Source organism: Streptomyces solicamelliae (assembly GCF_045348655.1).
GTDB lineage: Bacteria > Actinomycetota > Actinomycetes > Streptomycetales > Streptomycetaceae > Streptomyces > Streptomyces solicamelliae.
Genome location: NZ_CP160404.1, coordinates 4205704 through 4223673, shown reverse-complemented (window position 1 = coordinate 4223673; position 17970 = coordinate 4205704). Strand labels below are relative to the sequence as shown.

Below are 17970 nucleotides of genomic sequence, written 5' to 3'. Positions count from 1 at the left end.
GAAGCCCCGACCGAGCCTGGCGGAACTGTTCCTAGGGGGTCCCCCTAGGAGGGATTACTTGGCCTTCTCGAGGATCTCGACGACGCGCCAGCGCTTCGTCGCGGACAGCGGCCGGGTCTCCATGAGGAGGACGCGGTCGCCGACGCCCGCAGCGTTCTGCTCGTCGTGCGCCTTGAGCTTGTTCGTACGGCGGATGACCTTGCCGTACAGCGCGTGCTTCACGCGGTCCTCGACAGCGACGACGACGGTCTTGTCCATCTTGTCGCTGACGACCAGACCCTCACGGGTCTTGCGGAAACCGCGCTCGGTCTTGTTCTCAGTCACGTTGCTCTCGCTCATCAGGCGTTCTCCACCGTCTCGATGCCGAGCTCGCGCTCACGCATCAGGGTGTAGATCCGGGCGATGTCCTTACGGACCGCCTTCAGACGGCCGTGGTTCTCGAGCTGACCGGTCGCCGCCTGGAAGCGGAGGTTGAACAGCTCTTCCTTGGCCTCGCGGAGCTTCGCAACAAGCTCCTCGTTGCCCAGCTCGCGCAGCTCGGACGCCTTGGTACCGGCCGACATCACGCTTCACCTGCCTCGCGCTTGACGATCCGGCACTTCATCGGCAGCTTGTGGGCCGCGCGAGTCAGAGCCTCACGTGCGATCTTCTCGTTCGGGAAGGACAGCTCGAACATCACCCGACCGGGCTTGACGTTCGCGATCCACCACTCCGGGGAACCCTTACCGGAACCCATGCGGGTCTCGGCCGGCTTCTTGGTGAGGGGGCGGTCCGGGTAGATGTTGATCCAGACCTTGCCGCCACGCTTGATGTGGCGGGTCATCGCGATACGAGCGGCCTCGATCTGGCGGTTCGTCACGTAGGCCGGGGTGAGGGCCTGAATGCCGTACTCGCCGAACGCAACCTGCGTGCCACCCTTGGACATACCGCTGCGCTTCGGGTGGTGCTGCTTGCGGTGCTTGACCCTACGGGGGATCAGCATTTCGGTCAGGCCTCCGTTCCGGTGCTCTCAGCAGCCGGAGCGGCGGGAGCGTCGGCCTTGGGGGCCTCGGCAGCCTGAGCCTGCTGCGGCTTGCGACCGCGACCGCCACGCTCGCCACCGCGGCCACCACGGGCCGGGCGGTCAGCGCCGCCACGGGCCGGGCGGTTGCCGGCGCGGGCAGCGGCGTTCTCGGCGCGGACCTCGGCGATGTTCTTGACGTCGCCCTTGTAGATCCAGACCTTCACGCCGATACGGCCGAAGGTCGTCTTGGCCTCGAAGAAGCCGTACTCGACGTTCGCGCGCAGCGTGTGCAGCGGCACACGACCCTCGCGGTAGAACTCCGAGCGGGACATCTCGGCGCCGCCGAGACGGCCACCACACTGGATCTTGATGCCCTTGGCGCCGGCCTTCATGGCGGACTGCATGCTCTTGCGCATGGCCCGACGGAAGGAGACGCGGGAGGACAGCTGCTCGGCCACGGCCTGGGCCACGAGCTGAGCGTCGACCTCGGGGTTCTTGACCTCGAGGATGTTCAGCTGGACCTGCTTGCCGGTCAGCTTCTCCAGCTGGCCACGGATCTTGTCGGCCTCGGCGCCGCGGCGGCCGATGACGATGCCCGGGCGAGCGGTGTGGATGTCCACGCGGACACGGTCACGGGTGCGCTCGATCTCAACCTTCGAGATGCCGGCGCGCTCCATGCCGGACGTCAGCATCCGACGGATGGCGACGTCTTCCTTGACGTAGTCCTTGTACAGCTTGTCGGCGTACCAGCGCGACTTGAAGTCGGTGGTGATGCCGAGCCGGAACCCGTGCGGGTTTACCTTCTGGCCCATTACCGGGTTCCTTCCTTGCTGCTGACGACCACGGTGATGTGGCTGGTCCGCTTGCGGATCCGGTAGGCACGGCCCTGGGCGCGCGGACGGAACCGCTTCAGGGTCGGGCCCTCGTCGACGTACGCCTCGCTGATGAACAGCGAGGAGGCGTCCGTGTGGTCGTAGTTGTGCGCGGCGTTGGCGATGGCGCTGTCGAGCACCTTGCCGACCGGCACAGAGGCTGCCTGCGGAGCGAATCGCAGAACAGCCTGAGCCTCCGTGGCGTCCATGCCACGGATCAGGTCCACCACGCGGCGGGCCTTCATGGGCGTGACGCGGATGTACCGCGCCTGGGCCCTGGCTTCCATGGTTGTCCCTCTCAGTTACTTACGTGTCTGAATGCGATCCGCTACTAGCGGCGCTTCGACTTCCGGTCTTCCTTGACGTGACCCCGGAAGGTGCGCGTCGGCGAGAACTCGCCGAGCTTGTGGCCGACCATCGACTCGGTGACGAACACCGGGATGTGGGTCTTGCCGTTGTGCACCGCGAGCGTGTGGCCGAGCATGGCCGGCACGATCATGGAGCGACGGGACCAGGTCTTGATGACGTTCTTGGTGCCGGCTTCGTTCTGGGCGTCCACCTTCTTGATGAGGTGGTCGTCGACGAAGGGCCCCTTCTTGAGACTGCGCGGCATCTAAACCCGCTCCTAGCGCTTCTTGTTCGTCTTGCGGCGGCGGACGATGTACTTGTTCGAAGCCTTCTTCGGCGAACGAGTACGACCCTCCTTCTGACCCCACGGGGAGACCGGGTGACGACCACCGGAGGTCTTGCCCTCACCACCACCGTGCGGGTGGTCAACCGGGTTCATCGCCACACCGCGAACGGTCGGGCGGACGCCCAGCCAGCGCTTGCGGCCGGCCTTGCCCCAGTTGATGTTCGACTGCTCGGCGTTGCCGACCTCGCCGATCGTGGCGCGGCAGCGGGCGTCGACGAGACGGATCTCGCCGGACGGCATGCGGAGGTGGGCCATGGTGCCCTCCTTCGCCAGCAGCTGCACGGAGGCACCCGCGGAGCGGGCGAACTTGGCGCCACCGCCGGGACGGAGCTCGATCGCGTGGATCGTGGTACCGACCGGGATGTTGCGGAGGGCCAGGTTGTTGCCGGGCTTGATGTCGGCGCCGGGGCCGTTCTCGACCCGGTCGCCCTGCGAGAGGCCGCGCGGGGCGATGATGTAGCGCTTCTCGCCGTCTGCGTAGTGCAGGAGCGCGATGCGCGCGGTGCGGTTGGGGTCGTACTCGATGTGAGCGACCTTGGCCGGCACGCCGTCCTTGTCGTGACGACGGAAGTCGATCACGCGGTAGGCGCGCTTGTGGCCACCGCCCTGGTGACGGACGGTCACACGACCGGTGTTGTTACGGCCGCCCTTGCTGTGCAGGGGGCGGACCAGCGACTTCTCCGGCGTGGACCGCGTGATCTCGACGAAGTCGGCGACGGAGGAGCCACGGCGGCCCGGCGTCGTCGGCTTGTACTTGCGGATACCCATTTCTCAGTCCTCGTCCGATATCGGACGACTCGACCGCCGTCAGGCGGTCGGGCCGCCGAAGATGTCGATTCGGTTGCCCTCAGCAAGGGTCACGATGGCGCGCTTGGTGTTGGCACGCTTGCCGAAACCGGTGCGGGTGCGCTTGCGCTTGCCCTGGCGGTTGATCGTGTTGACCCCGGTGACCTTGACCGAGAAGACCGCCTCGACGGCCTGCTTGATCTGGGTCTTGTTGGCGCCGGGCGCGACGATGAACGTGTACTTGTTCTCGTCGAGCAGCGCGTAGCTCTTCTCGGAGACAACCGGCTTGACGAGGACGTCGCGCGGGTCCGTGAAGGTCTTGCTGGTGATCGTGGCCTCGGACATCAGGCCTCGCTCCCTTCGGTCTCAACGGCCTTGGGGCCAGACACGAAGGACTCGAGGGCGGCCTGGGTGAAGACCACGTCGTCGGATCGCATCACGTCGTACGTGTTCAGCTGGCCCGGCTCCAGGATGTGCACCTGGGGCAGGTTGCGGGCGGACAGCCACGCGGCCTCGTCCGAACGCTCGGCGACCAGGAGCAGGTTCTTGCGCTCCGAGATCTTGCCGAACAGCGTCTTGGCGGCCTTGGTGGAGATGCCACCCTCGACCACGCCGGTGACGACGTGGATGCGGGAGTGGATCGCCCGGTCGGAGAGGGCGCCACGCAGGGCGGCGGCCTTCATCTTCTTGGGGGTGCGCTGCGAGTAGTCACGCGGCACGGGACCGTGCACGACGCCACCACCGGCGAACTGGGGGGCGCGGGTCGAACCCTGGCGGGCGCGGCCGGTGCCCTTCTGGCGGTACGGCTTCCGGCCACCACCGCGGACCTCGCCACGCGTCTTGACCTTGTGCGTGCCCTGACGGGCAGCGGCCAGCTGCGCGACGACGACCTGGTGGATCAGCGGGATGCTGACCTTGGCGCCGAAGATCTCGGCCGGGAGCTCGAAGGTCCCGGTCTTGTCGCCGGAGGGCGACAGAATGTCAATGGTGCTCATATCCTCAGGCCCCCTTGGCCGCGGTGCGGACCAGGACGAGGCCGCCGTTCGGACCAGGAACCGCGCCCTTGATGAGCAGCAGGCCCTTCTCCGCGTCAACGGCGTGAACGGTCAGGTTCTGGGTGGTCACGCGCTCGTTGCCCATGCGGCCGGCCATGCGCATGCCCTTGAAGACGCGGCCCGGGGTGGCGCAGCCACCGATCGAACCCGGCTTGCGGTGCACGCGGTGGGCACCGTGGGAGGCCTTGCCACCACGGAAGTTGTGGCGCTTCATGACACCGGCGAAGCCCTTGCCCTTGCTCTTGCCGGTCACGTCGACCTTGATGCCGGCCTCGAACACCTCAGCGGTGATCTCCTGGCCGAGGGTGTACTCGCTGGCGTCAGCGGTACGGATCTCGACGAGGTGGCGGCGGGGGGTGACGTCGGCCTTCGCGAAGTGGCCCTTGAGGGGCTTGTTCACCTTGCGCGGGTCGATCTCGCCGAACGCGATCTGGACGGACTCGTAGCCGTCGACGTCGTTCGTACGGACCTGGGTGACGACGTTCGGACCGGCCTTGACGACGGTCACGGGAACAACACGGTTGTTCTCGTCCCAGACCTGCGTCATGCCGAGCTTCTCGCCCAGGATGCCCTTGATCTGCTTAGCCATTCTTCAGATCACCGGCCTTCAGAGCTTGATCTCGATGTCGACACCGGCCGGGAGGTCGAGTCGCATCAGGGAGTCAACGGTCTTCGGCGTCGGGTCGAGAATGTCGATCAGGCGCTTGTGCGTGCGCATCTCGAAGTGCTCGCGCGAGTCCTTGTACTTGTGCGGCGACTTGATGACGCAGTACACGTTCTTCTCAGTGGGCAGCGGCACCGGGCCCGCGACCGACGCACCAGTGCGGGTCACCGTCTCGACGATCTTCTTCGCCGAGGAGTCGATGACCTCGTGGTCGTAGGCCTTGAGCCGGATGCGGATCTTCTGTCCCGCCATGGCTACTCAGTAGTCCTTTGTCTCGTAACGCTCTGGAACCCGGGGGATCTGAAGACCCCGTCCTCCGACCCACGCGGTCGGGCGTGTCGCACTCCCTCTACGTAGAAATCCCTAAGGATTTCCCAACCAAGGGGGTACGGGCCCAGAAACCCGCGAAGCCGGGGGCGGACACCCACCGGGTGCCTGGTCGGCGCCCCGCTGACACTTCCCGGAAGATTCCCGTACGTCCGCTCCTGAACAGGAGCGACGAGTACTGTGGGACTCGCTTCCGGTCCTCCCGGCGGGAGGCGTGCAGCATCGGCACTCAACCGAGCAACCCCGACAGTCTGCCATACGCCCCCTGCGGGCCGCCAATCGGGGGCCCAAGACTGTACCCCACGTCACGTGCGGGTACGCATGGGGGCGCGCGGGCGCCCGCCGGGGCGGAAAACCGGGTGCCCGGGCGCGCCGGAGCGGATTTGCTGGGGCAGGTCAACGACCCCAGGAGGCGCCATGGCCCCGCTGATGACCCTGTCCGCGATCACCCTCGACTGCGCCGACCCCATGGCGTTGATGGCGTTCTACCAGCGGGCCACCGGGCTTCCGCCGCATCCGAAGTCGGACGGCGAGTTCGCCGGGCTCGGGGGGTTCGGGGAGTTGTTCGTCGGTTTCCAGCGGGTCGACGGGTACCGGCCGCCGACGTGGCCCGATCAGGTCGTCCCCCAGCAGCTGCACGTCTGCTGGGGCGTGGACGACCTGGACGCGGCGGAGGAGCGGCTGGTGGGGCTGGGGGCGGGGCGGCCCGGGCGGCAGCCGCAGCCGGAGCGGTGGCGGGTGCTGACGGACCCCGCGGGGCATCCGTTCTGCCTGGTGACCAAGGACTGAGCGGACCACGCTGGTGGTGAGGTGTTCGTCGTGCATACCAGTGACGAGATCTACCACCGGGTGCTGTGGGACCCGCGCTTCGATCCCGAGCGGTTCGTCATGGGGATCGCGGAGCGGGGGGCGCCGCCGAAGCGGGTCGCGCTGGAGGACTTCGTGCCCGGTGGGGAGATTCCCTGGCACCGGGTGGTGTTCTTCGAGGCCGACGGCCACGTCGTGTGGGACCGGGCCTCCGGCGTGGACCGGGTCGGGGAGGTCGTCGACGGGCTCGTCGGGCCCGAGCCCGGCGACGTGCTCGCCGTACCGGCCGGCCACCGGACCGCCGTCGCCTGGCTGCCGCCGGACCCGCTGTGGGCCCCCATCCAGCACATCCGCCGCGCCCACGACCGGCAGATCCGGCGCTGGCCGCCGCATGTGAACGTGCTGTTCGGCTTCGTGCCCGAGGGGGAGTTCCCGCGGGCGCTGCCGCTCGTCTCGGCGGCGCTCGCGGAGACCCCGCCGTTCACCGCCCGCCTGGCCGGCGTCCACTGGTTCGCGCACCGCGAGGGCACCACCGTCTGGCTGGACCCGGCTGCCGCCGGCCTCGAGCCCTGGGCCCGGCTCCGGGAGTCCCTGGAGCTGCGCTTCCCGCTGTGCGGCGGCCGTTCGCACGGCTTCACCCCGCACCTCTCGCTGGGCCGCAGCCCCGACCCGCACCCGCTGGTCCGCGAGGCCGAGGCGCTGCTCGCGCCGATGACCGCCCGGGTCACCGAGCTGGTCCTGCTGGCCCGCCGGGGCGACGAGCCGATGCGGGTACGGCACCGCGTGCACCTCGGCACGGGAGACGTACACCACGCCGCGGAACCACCGCCACCGGGCAACCCCGGACCGCCCCCGGCCGTCTAGTCAGTCGCGGCAGCGACATGACCATGACCTGCCCGCATTCACCGAGGTCATCAGTACGCAGTACGGGGGCAGGGGCACCGCCACGCGCCGCACCGCTGCGGGGGAAGCGGACGGAGCAGCCCAGTGCGCGCAGGCATACCCGAGCACATACCCGAGCCGGCGAGCACCCCCGAACCCGCTCCCGCTCCCGCCCCCGGACCCGCCCGCCTCCGGCGCCGCGGCGTGCTGGCCTCCGGAGCGGCTCTCGTGCTCGCCGGGCTCACCGCCTGTTCGGTGCCCGCGCCGCCGCGGCGCAAGGCCCCCGCCGCCGATCCCGCGCCCGGGCTCGCCATCGCCGGCTCGCGCCGGGCGCAGCTGATGCAGATCGCGGCGCACCCGGACGACGACCTGTACTTCATGAACCCCGACGCCCAGCGCCTGCTCGACGCGGGCGTCCCCACGGTCTGCGTGTACGTCTCCGCCGGCGAGCACGACGGGAAGAACCACGTGCCGGGGCAGGGCCGTACCCACACCCCCGCCGACCGTCCCGCCTACTCCTCCGCCCGCCACCAGGGGCTGCGCCAGTCGTACGCCGAGGCCATCGGGCTCGGGCGGTTCACGGCCTGGCAGAAGGACGTGGTCTCGCTCCGCGGCGGCCGCACCGCCGAGATCAACACGCTCGCCAACGGGGCCCGCCGGGTCGAGCTGATCTTCCTCAACCTGCCCATGCACACGCCCCGCCGCTGGATGGCGCTGCCCGCGCTGTGGAGCGACCGCGCGCTGGAGCTGCGGACCGTCCTCTCCGCCGACTCCCCCGTCGCCAAGTCCTCGACCTACGACTTCGACCAGCTCGTCGACGTCCTCGCCGGCCTGATGGAGACCTACCGGCCGACGGTGATCCACACCCTGGACCCGGACCCGGACATCCAGCACAGCGACGAGAAGAAGCGGAAGTTCGACAGCGAGCAGCCCGGCTACTCCGACCACGGCGACCACACCGCCGTCGCCTCCTTCAGCTGGGCCGCGATGATCCGCCGGGTCGCCGAGGCCGACGAGGCCGGCAGCCCGGTACCGGCCTTCGCCGCGACCGCGTTCCGCGGGTACTACAACCGGCACTGGCCCAAGAACCTCCCCACCCCGGTGCTCAGGGAGAAGGCCGCCCATCTCGTCCCGTACGGCGGCGACACCTCCTGGCAGTGCGGCAACCCCTCCGGCTGCGGCGACTACAGCGTCGGCGGCGACCGGCCGCTCAAGAACGTCAAGGGCTGGGTGCGGGCCACCCACCACCGCCACCCCGACGGGGGCCCCGTCGTCGTGACCGGCAAGGACGGCCGGCTCACCGCCTACGGCGTGCTCGGGCTGCGCGCGGTGCGGTGGCGCGAGACCGCACCGGGCAGCGGCCTGTTCGCCGAGCCGCAGGACCTCGGCGGCGGGCCGCTCGCGCCCGCACTGGGGTCGGCGACGCTGAAGGACGGCCGGCTGCTGCTGTTCGCGCTGCGGTTCTCCGCCCTCGGCGGCCACGGCGGCCCGAACCACCGCGAGCTCGTCGTCCTGGAGCAGCGCTCCCCCGGGGGCCCGTTCCTCGCCTGGAAGGGCCTGGACGGCCCGGAGCGCGGCGACGACCGCAGCCGCCGCGTCGGCGTCCCCGTCGCGGTCGCCGCGCCCGACGGCCGCGTCCACCTCTTCGTGCGCAACGCGGACAAGGGCGTGTCCACGCGGGTCCGCCGTACCGACGGCACCTGGGAGCGCTGGCGGGTCCTGCCCGGCGACGCGGAGGTCCAGGACGGGCTGCAGGCCCTGGCCGACGCGCGCGGCGCCGTCCATCTCTTCGCCGCGGGCCGCGACGCGATACGGCACTGGGTGGACGGCCGGGAGGAGAAGCCGCTGCCCGTGGCCGGCGACCCGGTGGCCGCCGTCGCGACGGCGGCCGCGGTGGACGTGTACTTCCGCGGCCCGGCCGCCGCGCAGCTGCTGAAGGCCCCGGCGGCCGGCGGCACGCCGCGTACCGCCTCGTTCGACGGGTACGGCACGGTGACCGCGGCCGCCGACGCCGGCGGGACCGTGCTGCTCGGGCGGGACCTGCGCGGCCGGCTCCAGCTGCGCCGCGGCGACGCGCTGCACACCCGTACCCAGGGCGTCGTCCCGGTCGGGAACGCCGCCCTGCGCCTGACCTCCCGCGGCGCGCTCGCGGTCGGCCTCGGGGCGGACGCCCACCCGTGGACCTGGCGGCCGGAGCACCCCACCACGGGCTGACCGCAGCCGGACAACGCGAAGGGCCCCGCACCTCTCGGTGCGGGGCCCTTGCGTGGAACTGGAGCTCAGCGAGCTACCAGGTCAGAACACGAATTACTTCGTGATCTTGACGACCTGGCCGGCGCCGACGGTCCGGCCACCCTCACGGATGGCGAACTTGAGGCCCTCCTCCATGGCGACGGGCTGGATCAGCTCGACGGACATGGTGGTGTTGTCGCCCGGCATGACCATCTCGGTGCCCTCGGGGAGGGTCACGACGCCGGTCACGTCCGTGGTACGGAAGTAGAACTGCGGGCGGTAGTTGTTGAAGAACGGGGTGTGACGGCCACCCTCGTCCTTCGACAGGATGTAGGCCTGGGCCTCGAAGTTGGTGTGCGGCGTGACCGAGCCCGGCTTGATGATGACCTGGCCGCGCTCGACGTCCTCGCGCTTGATGCCACGGAGGAGCAGACCGACGTTCTCACCGGCCTGGCCCTCGTCGAGCAGCTTGCGGAACATCTCGATGCCGGTGACCGTGGTGGTGGTCTTCTCGGTCTTGATGCCGATGATGTCGACGGTCTCGTTGACCTTCAGGACACCACGCTCGATACGGCCGGTGACGACCGTACCGCGACCGGTGATCGTGAAGACGTCCTCGATCGGCATGAGGAACGGCTTGTCGACGTCGCGCTCCGGCTGCGGGATCGACTCGTCGACGGCGTTCATCAGGTTGAGGACCGACTCGGCCCACTCCGGGTCGCCCTCGAGCGCCTTCAGAGCGGAGACCTTGACGACCGGAACGTCGTCGCCCGGGAACTCGTACTCGGAGAGGAGCTCACGGACCTCGAGCTCGACGAGCTCCAGGATCTCCTCGTCGTCCACCATGTCGGCCTTGTTCAGGGCGACGACGATGTACGGAACGCCGACCTGGCGGGCCAGGAGCACGTGCTCCTTGGTCTGCGGCATCGGGCCGTCGGTGGCGGCGACCACGAGGATGGCGCCGTCCATCTGCGCGGCACCGGTGATCATGTTCTTGATGTAGTCCGCGTGACCCGGGCAGTCGACGTGCGCGTAGTGACGCGACTCCGTCTGGTACTCGACGTGCGCGATGGAGATGGTGATACCGCGCTGGCGCTCCTCGGGAGCCTTGTCGATCTGGTCGAAGGCCGAGGCCTCGTTCAGGTCCGGGTACTTGTCGTGCAGCACCTTGGTAATGGCGGCCGTGAGGGTCGTCTTACCGTGGTCGATGTGACCGATGGTGCCGATGTTGACGTGCGGCTTAGTCCGCTCGAACTTCGCCTTCGCCACTGGGGTCCTCCTGGGGAGTGGTTCTGTACGCCTTACTCATCGGCGCCAGGTGATCTTTGCTGGGATGCCGGCCGCCGGGGTCCGGTGCTCCGGGTTCGGGGTCGTCACCCCGGCGGTCGGGTCAAGCCTAAAGCGTGGAACGCGGTGCGTTACTCGCCCTTGGCCTTCGCGATGATCTCCTCGGCGACGTTCCGCGGAACCTCGGCGTAGGAGTCGAACTGCATCGAGTAGCTTGCGCGACCCGAGGTCTTGCTGCGGAGGTCTCCGACGTAGCCGAACATCTCCGAGAGGGGCACGAGGCCCTTCACGATGCGAGCACCGTGACGCTCCTCCATGGCCTGGATCTGGCCACGGCGGGAGTTGATGTCGCCGATGACCTCACCCATGTAGTCCTCGGGCGTGGTGACCTCGACGGCCATCATCGGCTCGAGCAGCACGGGCGAAGCCTTGCGCGCGGCCTCCTTGAAGGCCTGCGAACCGGCGATCTTGAAGGCGAGCTCGGAGGAGTCGACCTCGTGGTACGCACCGTCGTGCAGGATCACGCGCACACCGGTCATCTCGTAACCGGCGAGGATGCCGAACTGCATGGCCTCCTGCGCACCGGCGTCGACCGAAGGGATGTACTCCTTCGGGATGCGACCACCGGTCACCTTGTTCACGAACTCGTACGAGGACTCGCCGCCCTCGATCGGCTCGATGCCGATCTGGACCTTGGCGAACTGACCCGTACCACCGGTCTGCTTCTTGTGCGTGAAGTCCACGCGCTCGACGGCCTTGCGGATCGTCTCGCGGTAGGCGACCTGCGGCTTGCCGACGTTGGCCTCGACCTTGAACTCACGGCGCATACGGTCGACCAGCACCTCGAGGTGCAGCTCGCCCATGCCACCGATGATGGTCTGGCCGGTCTCCTCGTCCGAGTGGACCTGGAAGGAGGGGTCCTCCTCCGCGAGACGCTGGATGGCGACACCCAGCTTCTCCTGGTCGCCCTTGGACTTCGGCTCGATGGCGACCTGGATGACCGGGGCCGGGAAGTCCATGGACTCCAGGATGACCGGGCTCTTGTCGTCACAGAGCGTCTCACCGGTGGTGGTCTGCTTGAGACCCATCACGGCGATGATGTCGCCGGCGCCCACCGAGTCGATCTCCTCACGCTTGTTCGCGTGCATGCGGTAGATCTTGCCGATGCGCTCCTTCTTGCCCTTCACGGAGTTCAGGACAGAAGAACCGGACTCGAGGCGGCCGGAGTACACGCGGACGAAGGTGAGCTTGCCCAGGTGCGGGTCGCTCATGATCTTGAACGCGAGGGCCGACAGCGGCTCGTCGTCGGACGGCTTGCGCTTCACGACGACCTCGGGGTCCTTCACGTCGTGGCCTTCGATGGCCTCGACGTCGAGGGGCGAGGGGAGGTAGCGCACGACCGCGTCGAGCAGGGGCTGGACGCCCTTGTTCTTGAACGCGGTGCCACAGAACACCGGGGTGACCGTGGTGTCCGAGGACTTGCCGGAAGCGATCGTGATGCGGCGCACGGCCGCGTACAGCTGCTCCTCGGTGGGCTCGACGCCCTCGAGGAAGAGCTCCATGATCTCTTCGTCGTTCTCGGCGACGGCCTCGACCAGCTTGCCGCGGTACTCCTCGGCGAGCTCGGCGTGGGAGGCCGGGATGTCGACGACGTCGTACATCTCGCCCTTGGTGGCCTCGGCGGACCAGACAAGAGCCTTCATGCGGACGAGGTCGACGACGCCCTGGAAGTCGGCCTCGGCACCGATCGGGAGCTGCATGACGATCGGCGTCGCACCCAGGCGGTCGCTGATCATGTCCACGCAGCGGAAGAACTCGGCACCGGTGCGGTCGAGCTTGTTGACGAAGCAGATACGCGGAACGCCGTAACGGTCCGCCTGACGCCAGACAGTCTCGGACTGGGGCTCGACGCCGGCCACGCCGTCGAACACGGTGACAGCACCGTCGAGCACGCGCAGCGAACGCTCCACCTCGACGGTGAAGTCGACGTGGCCCGGCGTGTCGATGATGTTGATCGTGTGATCGACGTCCTCGAGCGGCCAGTGACAGGTGGTGGCAGCAGAGGTGATCGTGATGCCACGCTCCTGCTCCTGCTCCATCCAGTCCATCGTGGCAGCGCCGTCGTGGACCTCACCGATCTTGTACGAGACGCCGGTGTAGAACAGGATCCGCTCGGTGGTGGTCGTCTTGCCCGCGTCGATGTGGGCCATGATGCCGATGTTGCGCACCTTGGCCAGGTCAAGCGAAGTGGTAGCCATAAGGCTTCAGTCTTCTCTCGGTCTCGATGTGGGTTGCGACTACCAGCGGTAGTGCGCGAAGGCCTTGTTGGACTCGGCCATCTTGTGCGTGTCCTCACGCTTCTTGACCGAAGCGCCGAGGCCGTTCGAGGCGTCGAGCAGCTCGTTCATGAGGCGCTCGGTCATGGTCTTCTCGCGACGGGCGCGGGAGTAGCCGACCAGCCAGCGCAGCGCGAGGGTGGAGGCGCGACCGGGCTTGACCTCGATCGGCACCTGGTAGGTGGCGCCACCGACACGGCGGGACTTGACCTCGAGAGACGGCTTGACGTTCTCGAGGGCGCGCTTCAGCGTGATGACCGGGTCCTGCCCGGTCTTGTCGCGAAGGCCTTCCATGGCGCCGTACACGATCCGCTCGGCAGTGGAACGCTTGCCGTTGAGCAGGATCTTGTTGATCAGCGAGGTGACAAGAGGAGAACCGTAGACCGGGTCGATGATGACCGGGCGCTTCGGGGCGGGGCCCTTACGAGGCATTCTTACTTCTCCTTCTTGGCGCCGTAGCGGCTGCGGGCCTGCTTGCGGTTCTTGACACCCTGGGTGTCGAGCGAGCCGCGGATGATCTTGTAACGAACACCCGGCAGGTCCTTCACACGGCCACCACGCACGAGCACGATGGAGTGCTCCTGCAGGTTGTGTCCCTCACCCGGGATGTAGGCCGTGACCTCGATACCCGAGGTCAGACGCACACGCGCGACCTTACGGAGGGCCGAGTTCGGCTTCTTCGGGGTGGTCGTGAACACACGCGTGCAGACGCCGCGGCGCTGAGGGGAACCCTCGAGGGCGGGCGTCTTGTTCTTCTCGACCTTGTCCTGCCGGCCCTTACGGACCAGCTGCTGGATCGTAGGCACTACTTCTCCGGTTTCTGTGTGCCGTCAGTAAAGCTAACCTGGAACGTTGCCGACCCACGCGGTCGGGTGTGTCGAACCCCGTAGCCCTTCACCGAAAGCGAAGGAGTCGTGGGTCGCGGTGACCTGTGAGAACTCCGTGCGGCTGTCGACACGCACAAGAGCCCAGGCACACCCCAGGCACAAGGTATGAGCGTACCTACCGTACGGACTTCGGTCAAAACAAATGCCGCAGGGCGGCCACCCCGAGTGGGGTGGCCGCCCTGCGGTTCGTGCGGGGGCCTTACTGGTTGTACGGACCGTAGTCGTAGTCCTCCAGCGGGACGGCCTGGCCGGAGCCGGTGCCGAACGGCGAGTAGTCGATGTCGTCGTAGCCGACGGCCGAGTACATCGCGGCCTTGGCCTCCTCGGTCGGCTCGACCCGGATGTTGCGGTAGCGGGACAGGCCCGTACCGGCCGGGATGAGCTTACCGATGATGACGTTCTCCTTGAGGCCGATGAGGCTGTCGGACTTGGCGTTGATCGCCGCATCCGTCAGGACTCGGGTCGTCTCCTGGAAGGAGGCGGCCGACAGCCAGGACTCCGTCGCCAGCGAGGCCTTGGTGATACCCATCAGCTGCGGACGGCCGGAGGCGGGGTGACCGCCCTCGGTGACCACACGACGGTTCTCGGTCTCGAACTTCGAGCGCTCGACGAGCTCGCCCGGCAGCAGCTCCGCGTCGCCGGACTCGATGATCGTCACGCGGCGCAGCATCTGCCGGATGATGATCTCGATGTGCTTGTCGTGGATCGACACGCCCTGCGAGTTGTAGACCTTCTGGACCTCGCCGACCAGGTGGACCTGGACGGCACGCTGGCCGAGGATGCGCAGCACGTCGTGCGGGTTGGTGGCACCCACGGTGAGCTTCTGGCCCACCTCGACGTGGTCGCCCTCGCCCACCAGCAGACGGGCACGCTTCGAGATCGGGAACGCCGTCTCGTCGCTGCCGTCGTCCGGGGTGACGACGATCTTCTTGGTCTTCTCGGTCTCCTCGATACGGACGCGGCCGGCCGCCTCCGAGATCGGGGCGACACCCTTGGGCTGACGGGCCTCGAAGAGCTCGACGACACGCGGCAGACCCTGGGTGATGTCGTCACCGGCCACACCACCGGTGTGGAAGGTACGCATCGTCAGCTGGGTACCGGGCTCACCGATGGACTGGGCGGCGATGATGCCGACCGCCTCACCGATGTCGACCAGCTTGCCGGTGGCCAGCGAGCGGCCGTAGCAGAAGGCACAGGTGCCGACGGCGGACTCACAGGTCAGGACCGAGCGGGTCTTGACCTCCTCGACGCCCGCGTTGACGAGGGCGTCGATGAGCACGTCACCGAGGTCGACGTTGGCCGGCGCGATGACCTTGCCGTCCACGACGACGTCCTCGGCCAGCATCCGCGCGTACACGGACGTCTCGACGTCGTCCGCCTTGCGGAGCACGCCCGCCTCGTCCTTGGCCGCGATCCGCAGCTTCAGACCGCGGTCGGTGCCACAGTCCTCCTCGCGGATGATCACGTCCTGCGAGACGTCCACCAGACGACGGGTCAGGTAACCCGAGTCGGCGGTACGCAGGGCGGTGTCGGCGAGACCCTTACGGGCACCGTGCGTCGAGATGAAGTACTCGAGCACGGAGAGGCCCTCGCGGAAGGACGCCTTGATGGGACGCGGGATCGTCTCGTTCTTGGCGTTCGACACCAGACCACGCATACCGGCGATCTGCCGCATCTGCATCATGTTTCCTCGGGCACCCGAGTCAACCATCATGAAGATGGGGTTCGTCTTGGGGAAGTTCTCGTTCATGGCCTCGGCAACCTCGTTGGTCGCCTTGGTCCAGATCGCGATGAGCTCCTGAGTGCGCTCTTCCTTGGTGATCAGACCGCGCTCGTACTGCTTCTGGACCTTCTCGTCCTGCGCCTCGTACCCGGCGACGATCTCCTTCTTCGCCTCGGGAACGACGACGTCGGAGATGGCCACGGTGACACCGGAACGGGTCGCCCAGTAGAAGCCCGCCGCCTTCAGGTTGTCGAGCGTCGCCGCCACGATGACCTTGGGGTAGCGCTCGGCGAGGTCGTTGACGATCTCGGAGAGCTGCTTCTTGCCGACGGAGTAGTCGACGAACGGGTAGTCCTCGGGCAGCAGCTCGTTGAAGAGCGCACGGCCGAGCGTGGTCTTCAGACGGAACGAGTCACCCTGCTGCCACTCCGGCTCGCCCTCCTCGGCGACCGGGGGAACCCAGCCGCGCGGCGGAACGGTGCCGATCGGGAAGCGGATGTCGATCTGCGACTGCAGCGACAGCTCGCCGGCGTCGAACGCCATGATCGCCTCGGCCGTGGAGCCGAACGCGCGGCCCTCGCCCTTGACGTCACGCAGCTCGCCGTCGGTGGTGAGGAAGAACAGACCGAGGACCATGTCCTGGGTCGGCATCGTCACCGGACGGCCGTCGGCGGGCTTGAGGATGTTGTTCGAGGACAGCATCAGGATGCGGGCCTCGGCCTGCGCCTCCGCGGAGAGCGGCAGGTGCACGGCCATCTGGTCACCGTCGAAGTCCGCGTTGAAGGCGGTGCAGACGAGCGGGTGGATCTGGATGGCCTTGCCCTCGACCAGCTGCGGCTCGAAGGCCTGGATGCCGAGGCGGTGCAGCGTGGGCGCACGGTTCAGCAGAACCGGGTGCTCGGCGATGACCTCTTCGAGGACGTCGTACACGACCGTGCGGCCGCGCTCGACCATCCGCTTGGCGCTCTTGATGTTCTGCGCGTGGTTCAGGTCGACCAGGCGCTTCATCACGAACGGCTTGAAGAGCTCCAGTGCCATGGCCTTCGGCAGACCGCACTGGTGCAGCTTCAGCTGCGGACCGACGACGATGACGGAACGCGCCGAGTAGTCGACACGCTTGCCGAGCAGGTTCTGACGGAATCGACCCTGCTTGCCCTTCAGCATGTCGCTGAGGGACTTCAGCGGACGGTTGCCGGGGCCCGTGACCGGGCGACCACGACGGCCGTTGTCGAAGAGGGCGTCGACCGCCTCCTGGAGCATCCGCTTCTCGTTGTTCACGATGATCTCGGGGGCACCGAGGTCGAGCAGACGCTTCAGACGGTTGTTGCGGTTGATCACACGGCGGTACAGGTCGTTCAGGTCGGAGGTCGCGAAGCGGCCACCGTCCAGCTGCACCATCGGACGCAGGTCCGGCGGGATGACCGGCACGCAGTCGAGAACCATGCCCTTGGGGCTGTTCGCGGTCTGCAGGAACGCGGAGACGACCTTGAGGCGCTTGAGCGCACGGGTCTTCTTCTGGCCCTTGCCGGTACGGATGATCTCGCGGAGGCGCTCGGCCTCCTCCTCCAGGTCGAAGGACTCCAGGCGCTTCTGCAGCGCCGCGGCGCCCATCGAGCCGTCGAAGTACGTGCCGAAGCGGTCACGCAGCTCGCGGTAGAGGAGCTCGTCGCCCTCGAGGTCCTGGACCTTGAGGTTCTTGAAGCGGTTCCACACCTCGTCGAGACGGTCGATCTCGCGCTGCGCACGGTCGCGCAGCTGCTTCATCTCACGCTCGGCGCCCTCGCGCACCTTGCGGCGCACGTCGGCCTTGGCACCCTCGGCCTCGAGCTCGGCCAGGTCGGTCTCGAGCTTCTTGGCGCGGGCCTCCAGGTCGGCGTCGCGACGGTTCTCGATCTGCTGACGCTCGACGGAGACGTGGGCCTCCAGGGACGGCAGGTCGCGGGTACGACGCTCCTCGTCCACGAACGTGATCATGTACGCGGCGAAGTAGATGACCTTCTCGAGGTCCTTCGGCGCGAGGTCGAGCAGGTAGCCCAGGCGCGACGGGACGCCCTTGAAGTACCAGATGTGGGTGACGGGAGCGGCCAGCTCGATGTGGCCCATCCGCTCACGGCGCACCTTGGCGCGGGTGACCTCGACGCCACACCGCTCACAGATGATGCCCTTGAAGCGGACGCGCTTGTACTTGCCGCAGTAGCACTCCCAGTCCCGGGTCGGGCCGAAGATCTTCTCGCAGAAGAGGCCGTCCTTCTCGGGCTTCAGGGTGCGGTAGTTGATGGTCTCCGGCTTCTTGACCTCGCCGTGGCTCCACTGGCGGATGTCGTCAGCGGTGGCCAGACCGATCCGGAGCTCGTCGAAGAAGTTGACGTCGAGCACTATGCGTCAATCCCTCTCAGGGTTGTAAGTCTTGGGGTC

The 17970-nt window shown here is 67.9% G+C and carries 19 protein-coding genes; 3 read left to right on the top strand and 16 right to left on the bottom strand.

The window, feature by feature from the left end; translation table 11 throughout:
- Positions 1 to 54: 54 nt before the first annotated feature.
- Genes rpsQ through rpsJ form a run of 11 tightly spaced genes read right to left on the bottom strand, consistent with a single transcriptional unit; the run spans position 55 to position 5326 of the window.
- Positions 55 to 339: a 30S ribosomal protein S17 gene (gene rpsQ / locus ABZO31_RS19730; RefSeq protein WP_093656384.1), complete on the bottom strand. Its 285-nt coding sequence runs from the start codon at positions 337 to 339 to the stop codon at positions 55 to 57.
- Positions 339 to 563, bottom strand: a complete 225-nt coding sequence (gene rpmC / locus ABZO31_RS19725; RefSeq protein WP_030759371.1) for a 50S ribosomal protein L29 — start codon at positions 561 to 563, stop codon at positions 339 to 341. Before rpmC ends, rpsQ begins: the two co-directional genes overlap by 1 nt.
- Entirely contained in the window at positions 563 to 982 is a 420-nt protein-coding gene (rplP, locus tag ABZO31_RS19720) for a 50S ribosomal protein L16 (RefSeq protein WP_393645947.1), read from the bottom strand. The genes rpmC and rplP overlap by 1 nt, the downstream gene beginning before the upstream one ends.
- 5 nt (positions 983 to 987) lie before the next feature.
- Complete coding sequence (rpsC, locus tag ABZO31_RS19715) at positions 988 to 1815, bottom strand: 30S ribosomal protein S3 (RefSeq protein WP_406862547.1); 828 nt, start codon at positions 1813 to 1815, stop codon at positions 988 to 990.
- Positions 1815 to 2162: a 50S ribosomal protein L22 gene (gene rplV / locus ABZO31_RS19710; RefSeq protein WP_009327087.1), complete on the bottom strand. Its 348-nt coding sequence runs from the start codon at positions 2160 to 2162 to the stop codon at positions 1815 to 1817. Before rplV ends, rpsC begins: the two co-directional genes overlap by 1 nt.
- Before the next feature lie 44 nt (positions 2163 to 2206).
- Positions 2207 to 2488 (bottom strand): 30S ribosomal protein S19, encoded by a 282-nt coding sequence (rpsS, locus tag ABZO31_RS19705; RefSeq protein WP_023547380.1) that lies wholly within the window; start codon positions 2486 to 2488, stop codon positions 2207 to 2209.
- Between the two features lie 12 nt (positions 2489 to 2500).
- Positions 2501 to 3337 (bottom strand): 50S ribosomal protein L2, encoded by an 837-nt coding sequence (rplB, locus tag ABZO31_RS19700; RefSeq protein WP_406862546.1) that lies wholly within the window; start codon positions 3335 to 3337, stop codon positions 2501 to 2503.
- A 39-nt stretch (positions 3338 to 3376) separates the two neighbouring features.
- On the bottom strand, positions 3377 to 3700 hold the full coding sequence (gene rplW, locus ABZO31_RS19695) for a 50S ribosomal protein L23 (RefSeq protein ID WP_265864044.1): 324 nt from the start codon (positions 3698 to 3700) through the stop codon (positions 3377 to 3379).
- On the bottom strand, positions 3700 to 4350 hold the full coding sequence (gene rplD, locus ABZO31_RS19690; protein WP_406862545.1) for a 50S ribosomal protein L4: 651 nt from the start codon (positions 4348 to 4350) through the stop codon (positions 3700 to 3702). The genes rplW and rplD overlap by 1 nt, the downstream gene beginning before the upstream one ends.
- Before the next feature lie 4 nt (positions 4351 to 4354).
- Positions 4355 to 4999, bottom strand: a complete 645-nt coding sequence (rplC, locus tag ABZO31_RS19685) for a 50S ribosomal protein L3 (protein WP_393645957.1) — start codon at positions 4997 to 4999, stop codon at positions 4355 to 4357.
- A gap of 18 nt (positions 5000 to 5017) precedes the next feature.
- Positions 5018 to 5326 (bottom strand): 30S ribosomal protein S10, encoded by a 309-nt coding sequence (gene rpsJ / locus ABZO31_RS19680; RefSeq protein ID WP_003948644.1) that lies wholly within the window; start codon positions 5324 to 5326, stop codon positions 5018 to 5020.
- 492 nt (positions 5327 to 5818) lie between these two features.
- Between rpsJ and ABZO31_RS19675 the strand changes: the two genes are divergently transcribed.
- The 3 genes from ABZO31_RS19675 (at position 5819) to ABZO31_RS19665 (ending at position 9304) form a co-directional block, all read left to right on the top strand.
- A complete protein-coding gene (locus ABZO31_RS19675) occupies positions 5819 to 6190 on the top strand; it encodes a VOC family protein (RefSeq protein ID WP_406862543.1) in 372 nt (123 codons plus the stop codon).
- Between the two features lie 30 nt (positions 6191 to 6220).
- Complete coding sequence (locus ABZO31_RS19670) at positions 6221 to 7072, top strand: RNA repair domain-containing protein (RefSeq protein ID WP_406862542.1); 852 nt, start codon at positions 6221 to 6223, stop codon at positions 7070 to 7072.
- A gap of 222 nt (positions 7073 to 7294) precedes the next feature.
- Positions 7295 to 9304: a PIG-L family deacetylase gene (locus tag ABZO31_RS19665; protein WP_406865409.1), complete on the top strand. Its 2010-nt coding sequence runs from the start codon at positions 7295 to 7297 to the stop codon at positions 9302 to 9304.
- A 93-nt stretch (positions 9305 to 9397) separates the two neighbouring features.
- Here ABZO31_RS19665 and tuf read toward each other — a convergent pair whose 3' ends face one another.
- The 5 genes from tuf to ABZO31_RS19640 all read right to left on the bottom strand — a co-directional run bounded on the left by tuf (position 9398) and on the right by ABZO31_RS19640 (position 17931).
- Complete coding sequence (gene tuf, locus ABZO31_RS19660) at positions 9398 to 10591, bottom strand: elongation factor Tu (protein WP_406862541.1); 1194 nt, start codon at positions 10589 to 10591, stop codon at positions 9398 to 9400.
- A 149-nt stretch (positions 10592 to 10740) separates the two neighbouring features.
- On the bottom strand, positions 10741 to 12867 hold the full coding sequence (gene fusA, locus ABZO31_RS19655; protein ID WP_406862540.1) for an elongation factor G: 2127 nt from the start codon (positions 12865 to 12867) through the stop codon (positions 10741 to 10743).
- Positions 12868 to 12906: 39 nt separating this feature from the next.
- On the bottom strand, positions 12907 to 13377 hold the full coding sequence (rpsG, locus tag ABZO31_RS19650) for a 30S ribosomal protein S7 (RefSeq protein ID WP_393645965.1): 471 nt from the start codon (positions 13375 to 13377) through the stop codon (positions 12907 to 12909).
- A gap of 2 nt (positions 13378 to 13379) precedes the next feature.
- Positions 13380 to 13751 (bottom strand): 30S ribosomal protein S12, encoded by a 372-nt coding sequence (gene rpsL / locus ABZO31_RS19645; RefSeq protein ID WP_003948652.1) that lies wholly within the window; start codon positions 13749 to 13751, stop codon positions 13380 to 13382.
- A 280-nt stretch (positions 13752 to 14031) separates the two neighbouring features.
- Positions 14032 to 17931: a DNA-directed RNA polymerase subunit beta' gene (locus tag ABZO31_RS19640; RefSeq protein ID WP_406862539.1), complete on the bottom strand. Its 3900-nt coding sequence runs from the start codon at positions 17929 to 17931 to the stop codon at positions 14032 to 14034.
- Between the last annotated feature and the right edge of the window lie 39 nt (positions 17932 to 17970).

Excerpts from the sequence above, each read along its gene's own strand:
- rpsQ (WP_093656384.1), bottom strand. The coding sequence starts at position 339 with ATGAGCGAGAGCAACGTGACTGAGAACAAGACCGAGCGCGGTTTCCGC.
- rpmC (WP_030759371.1), bottom strand. The coding sequence starts at position 563 with ATGTCGGCCGGTACCAAGGCGTCCGAGCTGCGCGAGCTGGGCAACGAG.
- rplP (WP_393645947.1), bottom strand. The coding sequence starts at position 982 with ATGCTGATCCCCCGTAGGGTCAAGCACCGCAAGCAGCACCACCCGAAG.
- rpsC (WP_406862547.1), bottom strand. The coding sequence starts at position 1,815 with ATGGGCCAGAAGGTAAACCCGCACGGGTTCCGGCTCGGCATCACCACC.
- rplV (WP_009327087.1), bottom strand. The coding sequence starts at position 2,162 with ATGGAAGCCAGGGCCCAGGCGCGGTACATCCGCGTCACGCCCATGAAG.
- rpsS (WP_023547380.1), bottom strand. The coding sequence starts at position 2,488 with ATGCCGCGCAGTCTCAAGAAGGGGCCCTTCGTCGACGACCACCTCATC.
- rplB (WP_406862546.1), bottom strand. The coding sequence starts at position 3,337 with ATGGGTATCCGCAAGTACAAGCCGACGACGCCGGGCCGCCGTGGCTCC.
- rplW (WP_265864044.1), bottom strand. The coding sequence starts at position 3,700 with ATGTCCGAGGCCACGATCACCAGCAAGACCTTCACGGACCCGCGCGAC.
- rplD (WP_406862545.1), bottom strand. The coding sequence starts at position 4,350 with ATGAGCACCATTGACATTCTGTCGCCCTCCGGCGACAAGACCGGGACC.
- rplC (WP_393645957.1), bottom strand. The coding sequence starts at position 4,999 with ATGGCTAAGCAGATCAAGGGCATCCTGGGCGAGAAGCTCGGCATGACG.
- rpsJ (WP_003948644.1), bottom strand. The coding sequence starts at position 5,326 with ATGGCGGGACAGAAGATCCGCATCCGGCTCAAGGCCTACGACCACGAG.
- ABZO31_RS19675 (WP_406862543.1), top strand. The coding sequence starts at position 5,819 with ATGGCCCCGCTGATGACCCTGTCCGCGATCACCCTCGACTGCGCCGAC.
- fusA (WP_406862540.1), bottom strand. The coding sequence starts at position 12,867 with ATGGCTACCACTTCGCTTGACCTGGCCAAGGTGCGCAACATCGGCATC.
- rpsG (WP_393645965.1), bottom strand. The coding sequence starts at position 13,377 with ATGCCTCGTAAGGGCCCCGCCCCGAAGCGCCCGGTCATCATCGACCCG.